The 19,841-nt window shown below is 53.3% G+C and carries 21 protein-coding genes; 20 read left to right on the top strand and 1 reads right to left on the bottom strand.

All coding sequences use genetic code 11. The features are described from left to right. From JR338_00475 to JR338_00460, 4 genes are all read left to right on the top strand, one after another. A complete protein-coding gene (locus JR338_00475) occupies nucleotides 1-1,566 on the top strand; it encodes a L,D-transpeptidase family protein (protein ID QRN83268.1) in 1,566 nt (521 codons plus the stop codon). A 91-nt stretch (nucleotides 1,567-1,657) separates the two neighbouring features. After that, complete coding sequence (locus tag JR338_00470; protein QRN83267.1) at nucleotides 1,658-3,742, top strand: hypothetical protein; 2,085 nt, start codon at nucleotides 1,658-1,660, stop codon at nucleotides 3,740-3,742. A 78-nt stretch (nucleotides 3,743-3,820) separates the two neighbouring features. Continuing rightward, on the top strand, nucleotides 3,821-4,957 hold the full coding sequence (locus JR338_00465) for an LCP family protein (GenBank protein QRN83266.1): 1,137 nt from the start codon (nucleotides 3,821-3,823) through the stop codon (nucleotides 4,955-4,957). 178 nt (nucleotides 4,958-5,135) lie between these two features. Next, on the top strand, nucleotides 5,136-6,083 hold the full coding sequence (locus tag JR338_00460; GenBank protein QRN83265.1) for a site-specific integrase: 948 nt from the start codon (nucleotides 5,136-5,138) through the stop codon (nucleotides 6,081-6,083). Between the two features lie 61 nt (nucleotides 6,084-6,144). On the opposite strand, the gene tilS is transcribed toward JR338_00460, so the two are convergent. Then, a complete protein-coding gene (gene tilS / locus JR338_00455) occupies nucleotides 6,145-7,587 on the bottom strand; it encodes a tRNA lysidine(34) synthetase TilS (protein QRN83264.1) in 1,443 nt (480 codons plus the stop codon). Between the two features lie 75 nt (nucleotides 7,588-7,662). Between tilS and JR338_00450 the strand changes: the two genes are divergently transcribed. The 16 genes from JR338_00450 (at nucleotide 7,663) to JR338_00375 (ending at nucleotide 19,804) form a co-directional block, all read left to right on the top strand. After that, nucleotides 7,663-8,757: a dephospho-CoA kinase gene (locus JR338_00450; protein QRN83263.1), complete on the top strand. Its 1,095-nt coding sequence runs from the start codon at nucleotides 7,663-7,665 to the stop codon at nucleotides 8,755-8,757. Nucleotides 8,758-8,778: 21 nt separating this feature from the next. Further along, complete coding sequence (locus tag JR338_00445; GenBank protein QRN83262.1) at nucleotides 8,779-9,675, top strand: TIGR00159 family protein; 897 nt, start codon at nucleotides 8,779-8,781, stop codon at nucleotides 9,673-9,675. After that, nucleotides 9,672-10,895, top strand: coding sequence for a hypothetical protein (locus JR338_00440; protein QRN83261.1), 1,224 nt, complete (start codon nucleotides 9,672-9,674; stop codon nucleotides 10,893-10,895). The genes JR338_00445 and JR338_00440 overlap by 4 nt, the downstream gene beginning before the upstream one ends. Before the next feature lie 130 nt (nucleotides 10,896-11,025). Then, nucleotides 11,026-12,396, top strand: a complete 1,371-nt coding sequence (gene der / locus JR338_00435) for a ribosome biogenesis GTPase Der (GenBank protein ID QRN83260.1) — start codon at nucleotides 11,026-11,028, stop codon at nucleotides 12,394-12,396. A 77-nt stretch (nucleotides 12,397-12,473) separates the two neighbouring features. Further along, complete coding sequence (lepB, locus tag JR338_00430; protein QRN83259.1) at nucleotides 12,474-13,079, top strand: signal peptidase I; 606 nt, start codon at nucleotides 12,474-12,476, stop codon at nucleotides 13,077-13,079. 10 nt (nucleotides 13,080-13,089) lie between these two features. Continuing rightward, complete coding sequence (locus JR338_00425; GenBank protein ID QRN83258.1) at nucleotides 13,090-13,359, top strand: YgiT-type zinc finger protein; 270 nt, start codon at nucleotides 13,090-13,092, stop codon at nucleotides 13,357-13,359. 334 nt (nucleotides 13,360-13,693) lie between these two features. Continuing rightward, entirely contained in the window at nucleotides 13,694-14,188 is a 495-nt protein-coding gene (gene rpiB / locus JR338_00420) for a ribose 5-phosphate isomerase B (protein QRN84314.1), read from the top strand. Nucleotides 14,189-14,446: 258 nt separating this feature from the next. Further along, a complete protein-coding gene (deoC, locus tag JR338_00415; GenBank protein QRN84313.1) occupies nucleotides 14,447-15,133 on the top strand; it encodes a deoxyribose-phosphate aldolase in 687 nt (228 codons plus the stop codon). A gap of 13 nt (nucleotides 15,134-15,146) precedes the next feature. Next, a complete protein-coding gene (locus JR338_00410; protein ID QRN83257.1) occupies nucleotides 15,147-15,437 on the top strand; it encodes a EutN/CcmL family microcompartment protein in 291 nt (96 codons plus the stop codon). 3 nt (nucleotides 15,438-15,440) lie between these two features. Beyond that, on the top strand, nucleotides 15,441-16,901 hold the full coding sequence (locus JR338_00405; GenBank protein ID QRN83256.1) for an aldehyde dehydrogenase family protein: 1,461 nt from the start codon (nucleotides 15,441-15,443) through the stop codon (nucleotides 16,899-16,901). 35 nt (nucleotides 16,902-16,936) lie between these two features. Continuing rightward, complete coding sequence (locus JR338_00400; GenBank protein QRN83255.1) at nucleotides 16,937-17,266, top strand: BMC domain-containing protein; 330 nt, start codon at nucleotides 16,937-16,939, stop codon at nucleotides 17,264-17,266. Nucleotides 17,267-17,325: 59 nt separating this feature from the next. Further along, the gene (eutJ, locus tag JR338_00395; protein QRN84312.1) at nucleotides 17,326-18,159 is read left to right on the top strand and encodes an ethanolamine utilization protein EutJ; all 834 of its coding nucleotides are present in this window, start codon (nucleotides 17,326-17,328) and stop codon (nucleotides 18,157-18,159) included. Nucleotides 18,160-18,174: 15 nt separating this feature from the next. Next, a complete protein-coding gene (locus JR338_00390) occupies nucleotides 18,175-18,801 on the top strand; it encodes a hypothetical protein (GenBank protein QRN83254.1) in 627 nt (208 codons plus the stop codon). 29 nt (nucleotides 18,802-18,830) lie between these two features. Next, nucleotides 18,831-19,199 (top strand): hypothetical protein, encoded by a 369-nt coding sequence (locus JR338_00385; GenBank protein QRN83253.1) that lies wholly within the window; start codon nucleotides 18,831-18,833, stop codon nucleotides 19,197-19,199. Beyond that, on the top strand, nucleotides 19,199-19,519 hold the full coding sequence (locus JR338_00380; GenBank protein QRN83252.1) for a EutN/CcmL family microcompartment protein: 321 nt from the start codon (nucleotides 19,199-19,201) through the stop codon (nucleotides 19,517-19,519). Before JR338_00385 ends, JR338_00380 begins: the two co-directional genes overlap by 1 nt. Before the next feature lie 15 nt (nucleotides 19,520-19,534). Further along, nucleotides 19,535-19,804, top strand: coding sequence for a EutN/CcmL family microcompartment protein (locus JR338_00375; GenBank protein QRN83251.1), 270 nt, complete (start codon nucleotides 19,535-19,537; stop codon nucleotides 19,802-19,804). Nucleotides 19,805-19,841 lie beyond the last annotated feature (37 nt).

Raw genomic sequence — 19,841 nt, 5'->3', positions numbered from 1 at the left:
ATGCAGACTGCCCAACCGGCCCAGAGCCGCGCCAAATCAAATATTCCCACCGGCAGCCGACGCCGGTCGCACCAACGACCCGGGCCGGCACTTTGGGTTGTTCTGGGCGCGCTGGTAGTCTTGATCCCGCTTGTGCTGATCTGCTGCGCGATCATCACCTTCCAGGTCATGCAGTGGAACCTCCCCGGTGTGACGATCTTTGACCAGTCAGTCGGGATGATGTCCTATGATGACACCGTGGAATGGATTGACAGCTACTGGAACCAGGCCCGTCTGATCACCCTTCAAAACCCTGACGATCCGGATTTCAGCTATATCGTCATCCCCGCTGACCTGGGCTATTGGGTGGATCCAACGGCCACTGCCGATGCCGCCTATGCCATTGGCCGGGATTCAACGCCTTTTGAAGAAATCACCGCTGCGCTCTGGGGTCAGCCCCAGACCGTCCTGCCGGTGATGTATTTTGATGAGTCTCTGGCCCGCCAAACCCTGGAAACCCTCTCCACCGATCTGACCATCCCAGCCACAGAAGCCTCCGTCGCCTACCAGGATGGCGAATGGGTTGCAGTGGGCGGCGCCACCGGACAGGGACTGGATCTGGATGCCACGCTTCAAAACGTCTATGTCAACGCCTTTCCCATCCTGCTCACACAATCCGTTGCGCTGACCATGCAGGAGACACCTCCCGCGATCAGCGACCTCACACCTGTCATTGGTGAGATTGAAGCCCTCATATCACAGGACCTGACCCTGACAGCTTATGACCCGATCACCGATGACCGTACGGTTTGGTCCGTGCCAGCCGAAATCAAGCGCAACTGGGTTGCGGTCGATCCGGTCAGCTATGCAATCTCTCTGGATATTGACCCGGATGACTTGCCGGCCCTTTTGGATAATTGGAAAGAATCCCTCAGCGAGGATGCCTCGCTTTCTTTTGATGTGAACCCCAGCGAAATCGTCGAAGATTGGCAAAACGGTCTGGACCCGATCGTGATCGTCCAGCATGCCCCCACCACCTACCGTGTGAGTGCCGGAGAAAGCCTCTGGGCGATCTCCCTCAAGCTGGGTATGCCGATGTGGCGCATCATGGATGCCAACGAAGGCCTGACCACCTCCAACATCGAGGCCGGCATGCTGCTAACCATCCCCTCCAAGAATGACCTGCTCCCGCTGCCGGTGATCCCTAATAAACGCATCGTCGTGGTTATCAGCAGCCAGCGGATGACGGTCTATGAAGATGGCGAAGTTCGCAATATCTATGTCGTCAGCACCGGCATTGCCAGCTCCCCCACCATGGCGGGGGTCTTCCAGGTGCAAACCCACGAGATTAATGCTTACGCCTCCAATTGGGACCTCTATATGCCGCATTTTATGGGCATCTATGAAGCCTGGCCGGGCTTTATGAACGGTATCCATGGCCTGCCCCTGCTCTCCAGCGGCACCCGCCTCTGGGCCAGCTCCCTGGGCTCCCCGGCCTCCTATGGCTGCATCATCCTAGACCTGGGTGCTGCCGAAGACCTCTATGATTGGGCTGAGGATGGCGTGGTCATCGAAATTACACCTTAATCTCAAAATTCCTTTTTTCATAGGATTGGAATACAACTTGCACTAGATTCTCATAGATTTTGTTCTGTTTTAATGTGGAAAAAAGTCGATCATGAGAATTTACCTTGCAGGAATAGCCGAACTTTTCGCCAACGCCCCCGCTGCGATGATCAGCCATCTGATCGCGGGGCTTTCTTTGGCGTTGCTCGCCTGCCTGATGCTCCTCCAGTTCAATAAAACGGCTCAACCCAACCAACACCGCCGGATGGCGGTTGGCGCTGGGCTTTTATTAATGCTGCAGATCGTCCAGATGGCTTTCACGGCGTTCTATCTGAAAAAGATCGCCCTCTCCGCCGCCTCCATTGGGCTGGTAGATCACCTGGTGATCACCCTGACAGCGATCTGGGTGGCCTGGCTGCTGCTGGGCAGGCAACAATCCCGCAAAGCCAACCGCACCACCGCCCTGTTGAGTCTGGCAGCCCTGTTTATGACCACTCTGTCAATTCTGCTCACCTTGCTCCTACCCGGCTTGCAGGCTGAAACCGGTAATATTCTAAATCTGCTCTGGTATCTGGGCAACTTTTTGATCCTTGTAACGGCCCTGGTCCTGCTCGCTGTCCGCCGCCCTGCCAACTGGGGAATCGGTATCCTGATCCTTGCAGCCCTCACCCTCTGTCTGGGATTGCAGATTGTGACTGTTGGCAATCAATTCGGTGTGATGGGGTTGATCCGCCTTGCCCAGGCGACCAGCCTGCCCTGGTTATTAGTCCTTGCCGCAAAATCGGATAAACAGCCAATGACCCCTGAGTCCACAACCAGTGATGAAGTGGATGAATCCAAACCGGTGGATACCAAACCGGAGCTCATCAAGCAGCTGCTCGAGATCAACCTAAGCGCCTCTTATGAAGAGAAAATCAAAGCCATCATCCGGGCCCTCAGCCTGAGTGTTGTCTCCGATATCTGCTACCTGGTTCGTCTAACCCCCGATAATGAGACCGTTGAACTGCTGACAGGCTATGACTTAATCCGCGAGATCACCCTCCCCGGCGCCATCCTGCAACCCCAACAGATCCTGCACATCATGGATGCCTGGACGGAAAAACTCACCCTGAACCTTACCGACACCAAAGGTGACCTGCGGGATGCTGATACACTGACCTTGCTGTTGAAATATCACCGCATCGGCAGCCTGTTGGCCTTTCCCCTCTTTTTTGCTGACCAGCCTACCTTGGGCGGTCTGGTCCTGCTCTCCCCCTACACCAGCAAACGCTGGGGGGAGGAAACGATCCAACTCTTGGAAAAAGTTCGCTCAACTCTGACGGAAGTCCTCTTTGGGCCTGACCCGCTTGAGGAGTTACGCCTGGAAAATGAACACCAACAGGGTCTGATCGTTGAACTCAGACAAACCAGTGATCAGATGACTCTCGAACTTCAGGGAAAGGAAAAGACCCTGGAAACACTTCAATCAACCATGCAGCAGCTAAAAGCCCGCTACCAACTGGAAAAATACGAAACCGTTCAGCAAATGGACGCCATGCTGAGCGAACTGGAAACGCTGAAAGGGAAATCCTCCCAGCAATGGGACGGCAAACAACAGTTGGAACAAATCCAGGCGGAAATCCGTCAATTCTCCCAGGAGAGGGAAGAACTTCGCACGTCCCTGTCCCGGGCCAACGCCCGCATCCAGCACCTCGAGAACCAGGCCGGGCAGACCGGCCCGATCCGGCTCTCAACCGATAACCAGATCATCAGCCTGGATTCCGTGGCCGCCAACGCCCGTCTGCAGACCTCCATTCGGTTGGCTCAGACCGGTGTCAATCTGGTGATTAACAATCCCGACGGCCGCCAAATGGTCAAGACCGACCCCGAACTAGTGGGGACGATCCTCAAAGGTCTGATCGACAACGCCATCGCCGCCTCACCGGTCGGAAGCGTGATCGAACTCAGCCAATCCCTTTCACTCGAAACTGGGATGCTGATTGCAGAGGTGACCGATCACGGCGAGGGGCTCACACCCGAGGAACAGTCCGCCCTTTTCAGCGCCGGCCAAATGCTCATCCCAGGCATTGGTGACCTGGCAGCCATTCGCACCGCGATCCGGGCGATCCGAATCCTTAATGGCAAGATTTGGTTGAGCAGCAAGAAAAATGACCATACAACATTCCGCATACAACTGCCGATTCGGATCATTGATTAAACCGAATCACCATCGGCTATAATTTGTAGGAGGAATTTAGATGCCTTCCTATAAAAACCAATCATTTGGATAAATATCATGCGCTCACAACAGACACAAGCAAATCGAGTATCCCGGACAAATTCGCGGTCCAACCCAAAACAGAAGGCTGATCCCCGCCGCCACAGAAGGCAGCCGCCCAAACCATTAGAAGTCGTGGCCGTTGTTATTTTATTGTCCCTGATCTGCGTCCTGGGCTTTATTCTGATTAGCGGCTTCATTGCCAGCCTGAACCCCTCCTCGGTTGCAGCTTCATCAAGCCCAACTCAGAACCCCGTCGCAGCCCTGCCGACTGCCACACCTTTCCAACCTGGTGAGGGTGGCGAACAGGCGAACCTTCCCAGCGAAGGCGATCAGACGGGCGAAGTCCTCCCGTCGCCCACCCCCACGGAAGATATCCTCGAAAAACCTGAAGGGCAGATCAATATCCTGCTCCTTGGCTCGGATATCCGCCCGGATGATGGCGGCTTCCGCACCGATGTCATCATGTGGGTTTCGTTGAACCCCGCAGATGAATATGTCAGCATTATCTCCTTCCCCCGGGACCTGTTCGTGAGCATTCCTGGCTGGGGCAGCAACCGGATCAACACCGCCTTCCAATATGGCGGCTTTGAACTGCTGGCCGACACCTTCGAAGTCAATTTTGGCATCCGGCCGGATTATTACGTGATGGTCGATTTCAATGGCTTCAAAGCGGTGATCAACGATCTGGGCGGCATTGATGTCTATGCGGCCTATAACCTCTCCGACACCTGCGCCACTTGGATCAATGCCAGCGGCTATTGCAGTGTTGGACCCGGCTTGGTCCATATGAACGGCGAGGTCGCTCTCTGGTATGCTCGTTCCCGTCACACCACCAGTGATATCGACCGCGCCCGCCGGGCACAGGAAGTGGGCGAAGCGATCTTCAGCCGAATGGTCAGCCTGGACGCCCTGGTGCGGGCACCGGAACTCTTCAACTCTTATATCAATTATGTCCAGACGGATATCGGCCTGAGTGAAGTCGTCTCCCTGCTGCCATTTGCCAGCAAGATCAACGAGAACGGCGACATCCGCAATTACGTTGTGAATTACAACTATGCCTATGACTGGACGACCACTGCCGGTGCGCAGGTGCTGGTCCCGGATTATTACGCAATTGAGTCCCTGCTGATTGAAGCGCTCAGTCTGCGGTAACCCCCACAAACATTCTTTTAAACCAATCCCCAGCCTCTGAGGTTGGGGATTTTTCTTTTAAAGCCTGTCCGGCTACCAACTGAGATTATGATGGAGGAAATGTTTGACATTGATTGGGGTTTGATTTAAACTAAGAGCAGAAATTCGACTACACGAACCTACTTAACCGGGAGGTCCTATGTCCCAACAGCCAGCAGAACCCAAGGGCACACCAGCCCATCTGACCGAAAAATCCATGCTCCAGCCTGCCATCCAGGCCTGGAAGTTCTATCTGAATGACCAGGGGCGTTCACCGTACACTGTCAAGGCATTCATCGCCGACCTAAATCTGCTGGATTCATTCCTCCCACCTGACAAATCCCTGGGCGACATCACCCTCAAGGACCTGCAGGAATTCACCAACTGGTTAGAAAATGAACGCGGCGTGCCCTGCAGCCCCAAGAGCCTTGCCCGGCGGATCACCTCCCTTAAAAGTTTCTTCCGCTGGCTGCAGCACAGCGGCGTGGTCATTATGGACCCAGCCGACAGGCTCGTGCAGCACTCCGTATCCAGCCCCCTCCCCTTGGTCATGACCCGCGAGGAAGTGGCTAAGGCGTTGGAAACCGCCCAATCCTTCCGTGAAGCGGAAGAACCGGATGCCCGGCCTTATGTTCTATTGAAGTTATTGCTGGAAACCGCTGTGAAGAAGGGTGAATGCCAGGCCATCGGCTTGAATCACCTCTCCGTGGAAGACCCGGAAAAACCCTTCGTGTTCATCCGCTATACCAACCCGCGCTATCGCTATAAGGAACGCAAGCTGGACCTTTCCAAGGAATGGCTTGAGGCCTTTGAGGAATATACCGATCAATACCAGCCGGAAGAACGCCTCTTCCCCTGGACTTCCCGGCGGCTTGAATACATCCTGGAAGACATCACCGAAGCCGGTGCTTTCGAAAATCGGATTTCCTTTGATATGCTACGCTGGACTTCAGCCCTGATGGATCTGGTGGATGGCGTTGAACCAGACAAGATCCGCCAGAAACTGGGCGTCTCCAAGATCCAGTTCCGTGAGGTACGCCGCAAATTGCGCCAACTGGCCAAACAGCAGGGCTTCAATGTACCTGACCCTGACGAAGACTCAGATTAGACCCCCAAAAACCTTAAAACAGAAACCCCGGCTCATCTTGATGTCGGGGTTTTTATTGCCTTTATTTCAATTCTGTTCGGGTCAACTGCAAACACATGATCCGTTTGGTGTCCGATCTAACCTTATAGGGTTCAGCTGGCCGCAGCCCCGCCACCCAGGCCACCCCCCATTCGGTGCAGACCAGCGGCCACCTGTCCCGCAGGTGCTTGGGCACCTTCTCGTTAGTAAAGAAGTCAGTCAATTTTTGTGAGTGATCTTCCATTCCCAAAGGCTGCCAGGTTTCACCGGGCTGCTTTCCCCGAACGATTAACGGCAGGACAACCGCCTCGGCATCCAGCCAGGTGTCATCCGCAGGCAGGTTTCGCAATGCATCGAAATCAACCTCAGAATCAAGCGCTCGATCCGTCAGCGTTATGGTCCAGCCATTGGAGAGTTCCACTGCCTCACCCTGTATAAGTTGCACCTCGAAATCGGGTTGCGGCAGCAAAGGCAGATCATCATCGGGCAGTGGCGCGGACCAGGTCGTCACGATCAGTCGCTCACCCAGCGCCACCAGGTTCAACTTGGCAGCCAGGTCCATCTGCCGGCTCGCTGAAGGGTCCTTGACAAACGCCAGCCCCCTTTCAATCACCTCAAAGCCAATATCGCGCAGGTCCGGCCGTAATAATGCCACTGCACGGCGCAGCAAACGACGTTGAAGGGCTTTTTCCAATCGGATGAAAGTGCGTAAATTCAGAACAACTCGATCCGGGGTGTTTTCCATGTAGCACGAAGCCCAGGCCTCATCCGCCAGATTCGTCAGCAGATGATCTTCCTCCCCCAACACATTCGCCATCCGCTGCACCACTTCCTTAAAGCGGGGGTTGATTTCCGTCAATTCCGGGATCAGTTCATGCCGAAGTTGGTTGCGGAAATAGGTCGTATCCGTATTGCTCAAATCCTCCCGCGGCACCCAATCAATCTCATTAATATAGACTTCAATATCCTCCCGCCAAATATCCAATAGCGGCCGAACTAATGGGATATTCGCATCCCAGATCGGTAAAACCCGCCGGTAAGGCATCCCGGAAAGACCGGATAGGGCCGCCCCACGCAAGAAATGCATCAGCACCGTCTCCACCTGGTCATCCGCGTGATGGGCTACAGCCACCGCCTGCGCATTGGATAAGCGGGCCTGCTCAAACAAAAAGCGATAACGCACATTGCGCGCAGCCTCCTCAAGAGAGAGCTTCTCCTTTGCCGACACTTCTCGAACATCCACCCGATCCGAGACGAAGGGCACACCCAGCTCAGCCGCTTTATGCCGGACAAAATCCGCATCCGCCGCCGATTCAAGGCGCAGGGCATGATCCAAATGGGCCACTACCATGAGATAACCCAGGCGGTGCAGGCCGTCCATCAATGCCAGACTGTCTGCACCGCCGGAGACACCCACCACAATCGGTCGATCTCGATCCAGCAGACATTTTTCTCGCGCGGTTTGTTTGATGATTGAGAGGAACATACCCAAATTATAGCACTCCCTATTTAGCGGGACCTCAAATGCGGTATACTTCCATCGTTGGCAGAAAGAGATGGGATGAACAGGTTATTGATTGGTTTGACAGGGAACATCGCCACCGGTAAGAGCGTCGTTCGGCGCATGCTGGTCAATCATGGCGCTCTGGGCCTGGATGCCGACCTGATCGCCCACCGGACGCAATACCCTGGCGGGAAAGCTTATCAAGGTATTATCAGCACTTTCGGTCCTGAAATCCTCACACCTGAAAAAGAAATCTCACGCGCTAAACTCGGGGAAATTGTCTTCGCGAATCCTGATCGACTCGCCGCGCTGGAAGCCCTTGTGCACCCAGCCGTCACAGCCGATATCGAGGAACAGATTGAACGAGCAACCCTCCCGATCGTGGTGATCGAAGCGATCAAGCTATTCGAATCACCCCTGGCCGGGCTATGTCAATCCATCTGGATCAGTCAGGCTTCCCCCGAACATCAAATGGAACGGCTCTTGCACGCCAGACATATGCCAGAAGAGCTGGCCCGCCAACGGATTGAAGCCCAACCGCCCCAGGCAGAGAAACGCCAGAGGGCAAACGTTGTTATTAACACAGAAGGTGAATTTAAGCAGACCTGGCAGCAGGTCCATCAGGCGCTTAATGATACAATTCAATCAGAAGGCGTTCAACCCACTCCGTACATTAATATCGATCAGAAAATCAACGTTTATCCGGCGGGTGCCGTCCCTCCGGTGGCAATGGAAGCCTTTTGGCAAAGCAACTCCGGTAAAGCATTGGATAACCTTTATGAACAGTTGGCATTCAACGTCGTTCAGGTCCTCATGGTTCAGGATCATATCGCCGGGATGCTCATTTGTGAGGATTGGAATTTCACCAGCACTTTGAAAGAAATCCTCCTCGCCAGGGATGCCGCAATTGCAACTGAGATTATCTTAGAGGCATTTCGGATCTCAGCCATCGAACGCCAGTCTGAATTTCTGATCCTTTCAAACCAGGTTGCCGCTCATTTATCAGCGGAAGTATCCCTCAAGTCAGCCGGATATGCCCAGCAAGCGGTTCATAACCTAAGCTTTCCCGCCTGGCAGCAGGCGATCCTGCGCCAGAGCGATTCGCAAGCGGAACAACTTTGGGTGAATGTTCTCACCCGAGATTCAGAGTAACAAAACTTTTTATAAAAACGTATGACTAATTTCTTAAATGAGATTTTCTTCCTAATCCAACGTTTTGGCTGGGCAGACCTGCTGGATATCATCCTGGTCTCAGCCATCTTCTACGCGGTCCTTATCCTGCTGCGCGATACGGAAGCGTTGGTTCTGTTGCGTGGTGCGCTATTCATCATCATTTTCCTGGGCTTGCTCACATCCCTGGTGGACCTGCCGGCTTTTTCCTGGCTGATCAGCACGGTCCTGCCGGCATTGGTATTTGCCATTCCAGTCATCTTTGCACCCGAGATCCGGCGCGCGCTGGAACGTGTGGGCCGGGCTGGGAATGTCTCGTTCCTCAATCGCTCTCGCTCCATCTCCGAACAGCAGATCAAAGATACGCTGGACAGCGTCATTCAGGCTTGCACCCGCCTCTCCGAACGCCACCACGGCGCGCTCATCATTCTACAGCGCATGCAAGGCCTGGGTGAATATATCGAGACCGGTGTGACCCTGAACGCAAAAGTGACCCCCGAGTTATTACTGCAGGTTTTTTATCCCAACACCCCCCTGCATGACGGCGCCGTGATCATCGTTGATGACCAGATCGTGGCCGCCTCCTGCGTGATGCCTCTCTCAGCCAGCGGTGTCCTCAACAAGACCCCTGACCGGACGATGGGACTGCGGCACAGGGCCGCTCTCGGTATTTCCGAGGTCAGCGATGCCATTGCGGTTGTCGTTTCTGAGGAAACCGGCAGCATCTCCATCGCACACAGCGGTCGGATGATCCGCCGCCTGAACATGGAACGGCTCAAAAATGCCCTCTATGCTTTCTTCCAATCTACTGAACTGACCGGCGAGGACGGCGTCCTTAGCCGTTTCCTCGGTTTCTTCAAGCCCAAAGGACAGGGACCCAATGAGGGAGGTGACCTGTGAAAACCTTCCGCAGACTATTTAAGAACCTGCCAACCCTGGCCACGGCGCTCGTCCTTGCGACGGCTGTCTGGATTTTTGCTGTCAGTCAGGCTGACCCGACCGAAACACGGGTTTATCCTCAGGCCATCAACATGGAAATCGTCGGCCTGGATTCCAGCCTGATGATCGTGAACGACATTGACGAACAGGTAGCGCTGACCCTTAGAGCACCTTCGACCATCCTGGATGAATTGGACAACGAAAGCAACCTGATCAATGTCACCCTGGACCTCTCAGGCCTGGAGGCCGGTGTCCATACCCTGACCCCTCAGGTCAGCGTTGGGCTGTCACCCTCCGAAGTCGTTCGCATCAATCCCTCTTCGATCTTCGTCAAGCTGGAATCGGTCATCTCGAAATCTTTCCCGGTTGAAATCAAGACCCTGGGTAATGCCGCCATCGGTTATGAATTACAAGAACCGGAATTAGCGATGAACTCAGTGATCGTGACCGGCCCGCAATCCCTGGTGGATGCAGTGGATACGGTAGCAGCGGAGATTGACATTGAGGACGTCTCCGAGGATATCAACCGCCTGGTCACCGTCAAAGCCTATGATGTTGAGGATAACGAGATCAGCACCGTTTCCATCAGCCCCAGCACGATCCAGGTGAATATCCCGGTAAGTCAGCGCGGCGGCTATAAGTCCGTCGTGGTCAAGATCGTCACCAGCGGCCAGATCGCCAGTGGTTACAAACTTACGGACATCGTCGCCCTGCCGGCCACCGTGATGATTTTCTCCTCCAATCCCGACCTGATCGATAGCATCTCGGGGTATGTGGAAACCACCCCAATCAGCCTCGATGGTGCTAATGGTGATTTGGAAATTGAAGCGGACCTGGACCTGCCGGAAGGAGTCATTGTCGTCGGCAACCAAAACATCACCGTGCAGATCGGCATTTCACCCATCGAAAGCAGCATCTCCTTCGCCGATATCCCGGTCCAAATTCAGGGACTGGCCCCCGGACTGCAAGCTACGACATCCCCTGATTTTGTCGATGTCTACCTATCCGGTCCGCTCTACCTGCTTGAAAGCCTGGACCCCGCAGAACTGGTGATTATCATTGACTTGACAGACCTGGGCGTCGGAACCTATCAGTTGACTCCTGAGGTTCAACTGGAGGGTACCGATATCAGTGTGGATGCCATTTCTCCCAACACATTGGAAGTGACCATCACTAACTAATTCAATCGGTAAAATACAGCTTCTTGACTCCCTGGAAATTTATCAGGGAGTTTTTTATCAAAATTACAATTTAAGACCAATTAATATTCATTGATGATTCTCATGGGGTAATAAGGTATAATCTCAGCCTATGGCAAAACCTGTTGTGGCCCTGGTGGGCCGTCCCAATGTTGGCAAGAGCACACTCTTCAACCGCCTGACCGGCGAACGGCTGGCGATTGTTGATGACGTACCTGGTACAACCCGTGACCGGCTCCTATCGGAAGCGGAGTGGACCGGCCATTACTTCTATGTCATGGATACCGGTGGGATTGACCCCTCCAAGAACCGCAACCAGGCCCCCCTTTCCATTGGCTCCAAAGATTTCATCACCCAGATCAAAGACCAGGCCGAACTGGCGATGCAGGAATCAGACCTGATCCTGTTCATCGTCGATGGCCAGGTTGGCGTCACACCTGCGGATCATGAAATAGCCAACATTCTGCGCCGAAAACAGCGCAAAGTAGATGGCAAACTAATGCCCCCCATTCTTTTGGTGGTCAATAAAGCGGAAAGCGCCAAGATCCGTCAAATCGTTGCGGAATTCTATGAGCTTGGCATGGGCGAGCCATATGCCGTCTCCGCGCTTCACGGGACAGGCTCCGGTGATCTGCTGGATGCTATGATTGACAATTTCCCTGAGGGCGATGATGACGAGGATGAAGACGATTCGGTCAAAATTGCCATTGTGGGTAAACCCAATGCAGGTAAATCCAGCCTTTTAAATAAGATGGTGGGTAAAGAACGGGCCATAGTCAGCGACATCCCCGGCACAACCCGGGATGCAATTGATACCAAAATTGACTTTGGCGGCTTGCCGGTCACACTGATTGACACTGCCGGGATCCGCCGCCGGGGCAAGGTTGAGCCTGGGGTGGAGAAATACTCCGTTGTACGCAGTATGAAAGCCATCGAACGGGCCGATGTTGCCATCCTGGTAATTGACGCTTCGACCAGCATCACCGCCCAGGACACGCACATTGCCGGCTATATCAAAGACGCTTGGAAAAGCGCCATCGTTGTGGTCAACAAGTGGGACCTGATCGAAAAAGACACCTACACGATCAATGACTATTCCGCGCATATTCGCCAGGAATTGAACTTCATGGATTATGTGCCCTTAGTATTCATCAGCGCCCTGACCGGAAAACGTGTAGATCAGGTACTCCCCCTCGCGCTTCAGGTGCAGGAAGAACGTCTGGTCCGGCTTTCGACCTCGCAGATCAACAGAATCCTCCAAAGAGCCCAGGACGTGCATGCCGCACCCTCCAAGACTGGCCGTTCGCTCAGGATCTATTACGGCACTCAGGTGCGCAGCGACCCACCGACCTTCATGCTCTACGTCAATGATCCTCAACTGGCCCATTTCAGCTATCTCCGCTATCTCGAGAACCAAATCCGACAGGAATACCCCTTCGTCGGAACGCCCATTCGATTGGTCCTCAAGCGTCGGAATGATTAAAAAACCTGATATCAAGTTGGGATATAATAAAATTCACAAGCTCATTAACATACTGAGCGATAGCAAATAAGAGATTAATGTTGAAAAACCAATATTCAGAACCACTCACCGATAATAACGAATCTGAACCCAAAAAGGGATCGAAAAAATCTTCCTGCATGGGATTCATCATAGATACCGTTGAAACCATCCTGTTGGCTCTGATTCTGTTTTTAGGGATCAATGCTGTTTCCGCCAGAGTACGGGTTGAAAATGTCAGCATGGAACCCACTCTGATGCCAAACGAATTTTTATTAGTCAATCGTGTGGCTTATAAAATTGGAACCCCCAAAATCGGCGACATCATTATCTTCCATGCCCCTGGCACTGATGATCTGGATTACATCAAGCGGCTGATCGGGCGTCCAGGCGATACCGTTCACATTGAGGGCGGTGTTGTCTATGTCAACGATCAAGCCCTTTATGAGAGCTATATTTTGGAAGCACCGAGTTACACCGGCACCTGGGAGGTACCAGAAGGCCAATTATTTGTCCTCGGTGATAACCGGAATAATTCTAGCGATTCCCATCTTTGGGGTTTCATCTCAGAAGACTCCGTAGTCGGAAAAGCTCTACTGATCTATTGGCCGCTGGATGCGGTCTCCCTACTCACTGGCGCAACCCCTGTCCAAGCCGCCCAGTAGAAAGACCAAAATGACCGATCTCATCACTAAACCATGCATGAATTGCCAGGGTGGAATCAAAAAGTTGCGCGCTGCCACATTGATGACCTGGCTGGGCAATGAACTGATCACAGTCCCAAACTTCCCAGCTTGGGTTTGTGATATGTGTGGTCATCGGACATTTGACAATCACGCGCTGGCCCAGCTGAGCCTCCTGCTCAACCCCGAAGCGGGCACGCCCATCCAACCGATAATGCCCCCAACGCAGAATCCGCCGGTCAATCCCCCGCCAATGGCCTAAGCCATTCTCCACGGATTCGATAAGTCAACAATCATTGCAAGCCGATCCTTAATAGCGAACTTTTTAAATAAATTTTGCATCAATGACAAACATCTCAAAACAAATGGATGTTTGTCTTTTTTTCCTAGAATAATCACGATATAATCTATAAGACTTTTGATTTATGGTGTACACTTAAGTTAAAAGAAATAATGTTATAATAATATGTGCATAAGTTATATGAGTTACCCCTCTTTTCGGAGCCCTCGATCGTAAACCTGGAGCAAATTGGATGAAAAATAGTATTTCAGATACCGAAATCCACGAAATCGTCCAGCGAGTCGTCCAAAAAACTATGGATTACCCAATCACATCCCCAACATCGTCGTCAAATACTTCTTCACAGAAAACCGTCGCCCTGGGAACGGACCATGGTGGTGTAGACCTGAAAGAGATCCTGAAAAAGCATCTCACAGAAAAAGGTTTCACCGTCATTGATTGCGGTACAAACACAAAAGACTCGGTGGATTACCCCGATATTGCTCTATCGGTTGCGAAACTTGTTGCCAACGGGAAAGCCTGGCGCGGCATCATCATTGATGGTGCGGGCATAGGCTCCTGCATGGCGGCCAATAAGGTCCGTGGTATCCGAGCAGCCCTTTGTTACGATTATGCAACGGCTGTAAACAGTCGCGAACACAACAATGCAAATGTATTGACACTCGGTGCGGGTCTCGTTGGCGTAAATCTAGCTAATTTAATTGTCGATACCTGGTTGAAAACTGAATTCGGCGGAGGCCGTCATGCTCGCCGGGTAGATAAAATTATGGCAATTGAAAATAATTTTTAAAGATGGAAAGGCATCATGACCCCAGAAAAAGAAACTGTCGAGAAATTGGTTGAGGTCATTACCAGAGAAGTCCTTTTGGCAATGATCGATCAAGAAGAAAACAAGAAATTCACCACCGGCCCAAGCTGCGTTTTGGAAGAAGCAGATGGCGTGCGCGTCAAGACCTGTTTTGATGGCGCAGGGCGTGTCATTAGTGCAGGCGCGGAACGCCTGACTTCCACCGTTGGCGTAATCCCCGAGGATAAGTCCCTGGCAGGTATGATTGACCATACCATGCTCAAACCGGACGCCACCGCGGACAAAATTGCCCAACTGTGCTTCGAAGCCAAGAAATATCAATTCGCTTCCGTCTGCGTGAACCCCTCCAACGTCAAGTTGTGCGCAGAGTTACTCCACAACACCAATGTCAAAGTCTGCTCCGTGATCGGCTTCCCCCTCGGTGCGACCTCCACTGAAGTGAAGGTCTTCGAAACTCGGAATGCTATCCAAAACGGCGCTACTGAAATTGATATGGTGATCAACATTGGCGCACTGAAAGCCGGCGACAACGAAACCGTTGCGAAAGATATCAACGAAATCGCCAAGACCTGCCATGACAATGGCGCGATCCTCAAAGTCATCATCGAAGCAGCCCTGCTGTCCGATGAAGAAAAGGTCATCGTCTGCCTCCTGGCCAAGGAAGCTGGTGCTGATTTCGTCAAGACCTCCACCGGTTTTTCCAGCGGCGGCGCGACTTTGCATGATGTCGCTCTGATGCGTAAAACCGTTGGCCCGGACCTCGGCGTTAAGGCTGCCGGTGGGATTCACACCCACGAAGAAGCCGAACAAATGATTGCTGCAGGCGCAACCCGGATTGGTGCCAGTGCTGGGATCAAGATCATCCAAGCGGATGATGCTGAACCCAAGAAGAGCAAGAAATCCCCTGCCCCTGCCAAGTCCTATTAATGGAGAATAAACCATGTTGATTGCCAAAGTGATTGGTACAACCGTTTCGACCATCAAAGATGAGAAGATCGTCGGACTCAAGCTGCTGATAGTCCGCCAGGCTGACGAAAATGGCGAACCGTTTGGAAAGCCCTACGTTGCCATGGATACGGTCAATGCCGGTGTCGGCGATCTCGTTCTGACTGCTGCTGGCTCCAGCGCCCGTCAGACCACCATCACCAAAGATCGACCGGTTGATGCTGTCATTATGGCAATGATTGATTCATTGGAAGTTGATGGAAAAGTGACCTTCGAGAAAGGCTAATCCATGCCAGAGTTCGACAAGGATTTACGATCAATTCAAGAAGCCCGTGACCTTTCGACCCAGGCTTTTGCAGCCTGGAAGATCTGGTCACACGCCTCACAAGAGCAGGTTGATCGAGTCTGCGCGGCAATGTCAGCCGCTGCCCTGGCCGCCGCTGAGCGGTTAGGAACCATGGCGCATGAAGAAACAGGCTATGGCTTTTCTGAGCACAAAAAGCTGAAGAACGAATTTGCTGCGCGCAACGTCTGGGAAAGCATCAAAGATGAAAAGACTGTTGGCGTCATCCATCACGACCCCGCCATGCGGATCTACGATATCGCCTGGCCGGTCGGCGTCGTTGCCGGGCTGACCCCCAGCACCAACCCCACTTCCACCGTTATTTATAAAATACTGGTCGCAGTCAAGGCGCGGGATGCAATCATCATCGCACCCCACCCTTCTGCGGCCAAATGTTCTTACGAAGCGGCCAGAATTATGGCCCAGGCAGCCGAAGCCAACGGGGCCCCTCCCGGGTTGATCGCCTGCATGCAGAATATCAGCTTGCAGGGCACTCAGGAATTGATGCGGCACAAATATGTCGCACTGATCCTGGCCACCGGCGGTACACCAATGGTCAAGGCCGCTCATTCCACCGGGAAGCCGGCCTATGGCGTCGGCCCCGGAAATGTCCCTGCCTATGTGGACCGCTCAGCGGACATTCAAAAAGCAGCGAAATATATCGTTTCAAGCAAATCCTTCGATTGTTCCACCATCTGCGCTTCTGAGCAGGCTGTGGTTGCCGATAAGCCCATCGCCGGCCAACTGGCGCAGTTAATGCAGCAGGAAGGGGCTTATTTCACCAACGAACATGAGACCCATCTTCTGCGAAACCTGTTATTCCATCCCGATGGCAGCATGAACACCGCTACCGTCGGTAAACCTGCCACTTATGTGGCCGCCCTGGCCGGATTTGACGTCCCCCAGGGAACCCGAGTCCTGGTGACCCGGCTAAAGAAAACCGGCAAAGAAGAACCTCTTTCCCGTGAAAAACTAACAACGACCCTGGCCTGGTATGAAGAAGATGGCTGGGAAGCGGGCTGCGATCGCTGCATTGAACTCATTATGTTTGGCGGCCGCGGCCACTCTCTGATCATCCATGCCACCAACCCGGATGTCATCATGGCCTTTGGGTTGGAAAAGCCAGTCTTCCGCATCGTGGTCAACGCCATGGGCACCCTGGGTGCCATCGGACTGACCACCGGCGTGATGCCTTCGCTCACCCTGGGCGCAGGCGGCGTTGGCGGCTCCATCACGGGTGATAACGTAACCACCCGACATCTCTACAATATAAAACGCCTTGCTTATGAATTATCAGCCCCTCCGGCGGCTGCTATGGTCCCCGGTCAACCTGACCCCGGACCTTCCCCTAAGGAAATTGAACAAACTGTTCGGAGTGTGGTCGAGGAGATCCTAAACCTCAGATAAATCACATTTTTTATCTCTAGAAAGGATTGAAAACAATGGCTTTAGATTCAAAATTAATTGCACTGGGTATGGTTGAGACCAAGGGTCTGGTTGGCGCTATCGAAGCCGCCGATGCTATGGTTAAATCAGCTAACGTGGTCCTGATCGGGTCCGAATACGTTGGCGGCGGTTTTGTGACCGTTATGGTGCGCGGTGATGTTGGCGCTGTCAAGGCTGCCACCGATTCCGGCGCCGCTGCTGCCAAGCGTGTTGGTGAACTGGTTTCCGTCCATGTCATCCCCAGACCGCATGAAGATGTCGAAATGATTCTGCCCCAGAACACCAAGGGTAGTATCGGCGGCCGTGCCACAGCAGAGAAGAAATAAGACTGGCCTGATCGTTGACCGGACCAAACCTCATTGAATCAGGTTGGGCTCCGGAGGACATTCTTTCACGCGCAGAAGCGGTGATCTGGGCCGGGTCAAATGGGCATTCACCCACTGAACCCATCTCTTTCGCAAGCCCGCTTCGGGTAGGTGTGGACCTCGGGACAGCCTATACCGTCCTAGCCGTTCTGGATGAAAATGGCGTTCCCCTTGCCGGGGAATACCAATTCGCACAGGTGGTTCGGGATGGGCTGGTGGTAGATTTCATAGGTGCTGTCGATATCCTTCGAGCAATGAAAAGAAGGGTGGAGGCACGATTGGGTGTTGAACTCACCCATGCCGCCAGCGGTTACCCCCCAGGCGTTCCCCTCGCAGAAGTGCGAGCCACCGCCAATGTCGTGCAAGCAGCCGGGATGGATTGCCCGGAACTGATAGATGAACCTTCGGCTGCCAACCACGTCCTCGGAATTCAGGACGGCGTTATTGTTGATGTCGGCGGTGGCACTACCGGTGTAGCGCTGATCGAAGACGGAAAAGTGGCTTTTACAGCCGATGAGCCCACAGGCGGAACGCACCTCTCTTTGGTGATCGCCGGGGCATCTAATATCAGCTTTGAAGATGCGGAGGAACTAAAAAAGGACCCCGCCCAACAAAGCAGACTTTTCCCAATGGTCCGTCCGGTCATGGAAAAGATGGGGACCATCGTCGCCAGGCATATCCGCGGCACCAACGCTAAGTCCATCACATTAGTGGGCGGGACTACCCTCTTCCCAGGCATCGCCAGGGTCATCGAGGACGTCACCGGCCTCCCCACTCAGATAACCCCCAGTCCGTTATTTGTAACCCCGGTAGGCATTGCAATGCATGACCAGCAAGGGTTACAGGATTACTAATTGGAAGGAGACAACATGGCAGGAGATTTCTCTTTACGTTGTTATTGTTTTATCGACAGAATGCAGGCTCAGTATTCCGCATTCGTCGGGACCGTCACCCAGGGTGACCTCCCCGTCGAAGGGATGGCCTCTCTCTATGTGGAAATGGCCCCCGGCAACGAAGTCTTCCGCGTGGTAGATATTGCCGTCAAGGCAACTGAAGCTAAACCCGGCGCACAGATCGTCGAACGCGAATTTGGTATGTTCGAAGTCCATTCTCTGAACCAGGCTGCCGTCAAGGAAGCAGGTCAGGTCGTTTTGGACCGTCTCGGCCTCAAGAAAGAGGACCGGATCAAACCCAAAGTCGTTTCCACCCAGGTCATCACCCGTGTGGATTCCTACCAGGCTCAACTGCTCAACCGCTTCCGGCGCGGCAGCATCCTCGTCCCCGGTGAAACCCTCTTGGTTTTGGAATGTGCCCCGGCTGCATACATCAACTACGCATGCAACGAAGCCGAAAAGAAAGCCAATATCAAGATCATTCACGTTTCATCCGTCGGTCGTTTCGGCCGGATGTGGCTTTCCGGCACTGAGGCTGAAATCCTCACCGCCAAAAATGCTGCAACCAGCGCCCTCGAAGCCTTGGAAGGCGTTGCCGGTTAATCGTTCGTCAGATATTGTCAGGAGTTTCTATGGCCAAACAATTCTTTACAGAACACGACATTGAGGATATGGCTGCTCGTGGCCAATTCTCGCTCACCATGAGTGATGATGTTGTTCTGACAGAACTGGCTTTTGAAAAAGCAGAGAAATTGGGCGTCAAGCTGGTTCAGCCGCACGTCCTCCCCCCTGCCTCACCTGTACGGCCTTATCTTTCTGAGCCGGTCAAACCCGCCTCAGATTGCAAGACCTGCAGCGATTCAAGCCCAGTCACCCAAACCTCAGACCTTCGTCAGCGGATTCGTGACGCTGTCAAAGCCAAACTGGGCAACAAGGTCGATGGTCCCCTGTTGGAAACGATCATCACCCGCGTCCTGAACAATGTGGGAGTTGCGGAATAATGCTCTTCGGTCGTGTCCACGGCACAGCCGTCTGCACCATCAAATATCCCGGCACAGAAGGCGTCAAGCTGCTGGTTGTCCAGCCCCTGGATAAGCATCTCAAGCCCATAGGCGGCTTGCAGGTTGCTGCCGATGTGGTCCAGGCCGGTATAGGCGATTTGTGTGTGATGGTACGTTCCCGCGAGGCTGCCCTCTCCATGCGGGATGTCAAGTTCGTCCCCGTTGACCTGTCCCTGGTCGGCATTGTGGATGAGCTGGAAGTCAAATCTGATGAGGATTTCGTCTTCAACCTCCCCTCCGGCGATACAAAGTTTACCTAGCAGATTGTCGAAAATATGATCATTGCTAAAGTTGTAGGTACAGTGGTGACGACAATCAGTCACCCCCATTACAAAAACAGACGCCTTTTGGTCGTCCAGCCCCTGGTGGCGGAAGATCAGGAAGCCAACGGTGATTTCATCGCCCTGGATAATACCCATGCAGGGATCGGCGACACCGTCCTGATCAACCGTGAAGGGGGTGGCGCCCGACAGGTGCTCAATAATCCGGATGCCTGTATTATCTCAGTGATTATCGGTATCATCGACTCCGTTGAAATCGCTTGATCAACGGATCATCCTATACTCTTGACAAAAAATCCCC

This window comes from Chloroflexota bacterium (genome assembly GCA_016887485.1).
Lineage (GTDB): Bacteria > Chloroflexota > Anaerolineae > Anaerolineales > Anaerolineaceae > Brevifilum.
This window is presented reverse-complemented; position numbering and strand designations above follow the sequence as displayed.

Coding starts and splice junctions, on each gene's coding strand:
- JR338_00390 (QRN83254.1), top strand. CDS start 18,175: ATGGCAGGAGATTTCTCTTTACGTTGTTATTGTTTTATCGACAGAATG.
- JR338_00385 (QRN83253.1), top strand. CDS start 18,831: ATGGCCAAACAATTCTTTACAGAACACGACATTGAGGATATGGCTGCT.
- JR338_00400 (QRN83255.1), top strand. CDS start 16,937: ATGGCTTTAGATTCAAAATTAATTGCACTGGGTATGGTTGAGACCAAG.
- JR338_00460 (QRN83265.1), top strand. CDS start 5,136: ATGTCCCAACAGCCAGCAGAACCCAAGGGCACACCAGCCCATCTGACC.
- rpiB (QRN84314.1), top strand. CDS start 13,694: ATGGATTACCCAATCACATCCCCAACATCGTCGTCAAATACTTCTTCA.
- lepB (QRN83259.1), top strand. CDS start 12,474: ATGTTGAAAAACCAATATTCAGAACCACTCACCGATAATAACGAATCT.
- JR338_00470 (QRN83267.1), top strand. CDS start 1,658: ATGAGAATTTACCTTGCAGGAATAGCCGAACTTTTCGCCAACGCCCCC.
- JR338_00425 (QRN83258.1), top strand. CDS start 13,090: ATGACCGATCTCATCACTAAACCATGCATGAATTGCCAGGGTGGAATC.
- JR338_00475 (QRN83268.1), top strand. CDS start 1: ATGCAGACTGCCCAACCGGCCCAGAGCCGCGCCAAATCAAATATTCCC.
- JR338_00445 (QRN83262.1), top strand. CDS start 8,779: ATGACTAATTTCTTAAATGAGATTTTCTTCCTAATCCAACGTTTTGGC.
- JR338_00375 (QRN83251.1), top strand. CDS start 19,535: ATGATCATTGCTAAAGTTGTAGGTACAGTGGTGACGACAATCAGTCAC.
- der (QRN83260.1), top strand. CDS start 11,026: ATGGCAAAACCTGTTGTGGCCCTGGTGGGCCGTCCCAATGTTGGCAAG.
- deoC (QRN84313.1), top strand. CDS start 14,447: ATGATTGACCATACCATGCTCAAACCGGACGCCACCGCGGACAAAATT.
- JR338_00450 (QRN83263.1), top strand. CDS start 7,663: ATGAACAGGTTATTGATTGGTTTGACAGGGAACATCGCCACCGGTAAG.
- JR338_00465 (QRN83266.1), top strand. CDS start 3,821: ATGCGCTCACAACAGACACAAGCAAATCGAGTATCCCGGACAAATTCG.
- tilS (QRN83264.1), bottom strand. CDS start 7,587: ATGTTCCTCTCAATCATCAAACAAACCGCGCGAGAAAAATGTCTGCTG.
- JR338_00405 (QRN83256.1), top strand. CDS start 15,441: ATGCCAGAGTTCGACAAGGATTTACGATCAATTCAAGAAGCCCGTGAC.
- JR338_00380 (QRN83252.1), top strand. CDS start 19,199: ATGCTCTTCGGTCGTGTCCACGGCACAGCCGTCTGCACCATCAAATAT.
- JR338_00410 (QRN83257.1), top strand. CDS start 15,147: ATGTTGATTGCCAAAGTGATTGGTACAACCGTTTCGACCATCAAAGAT.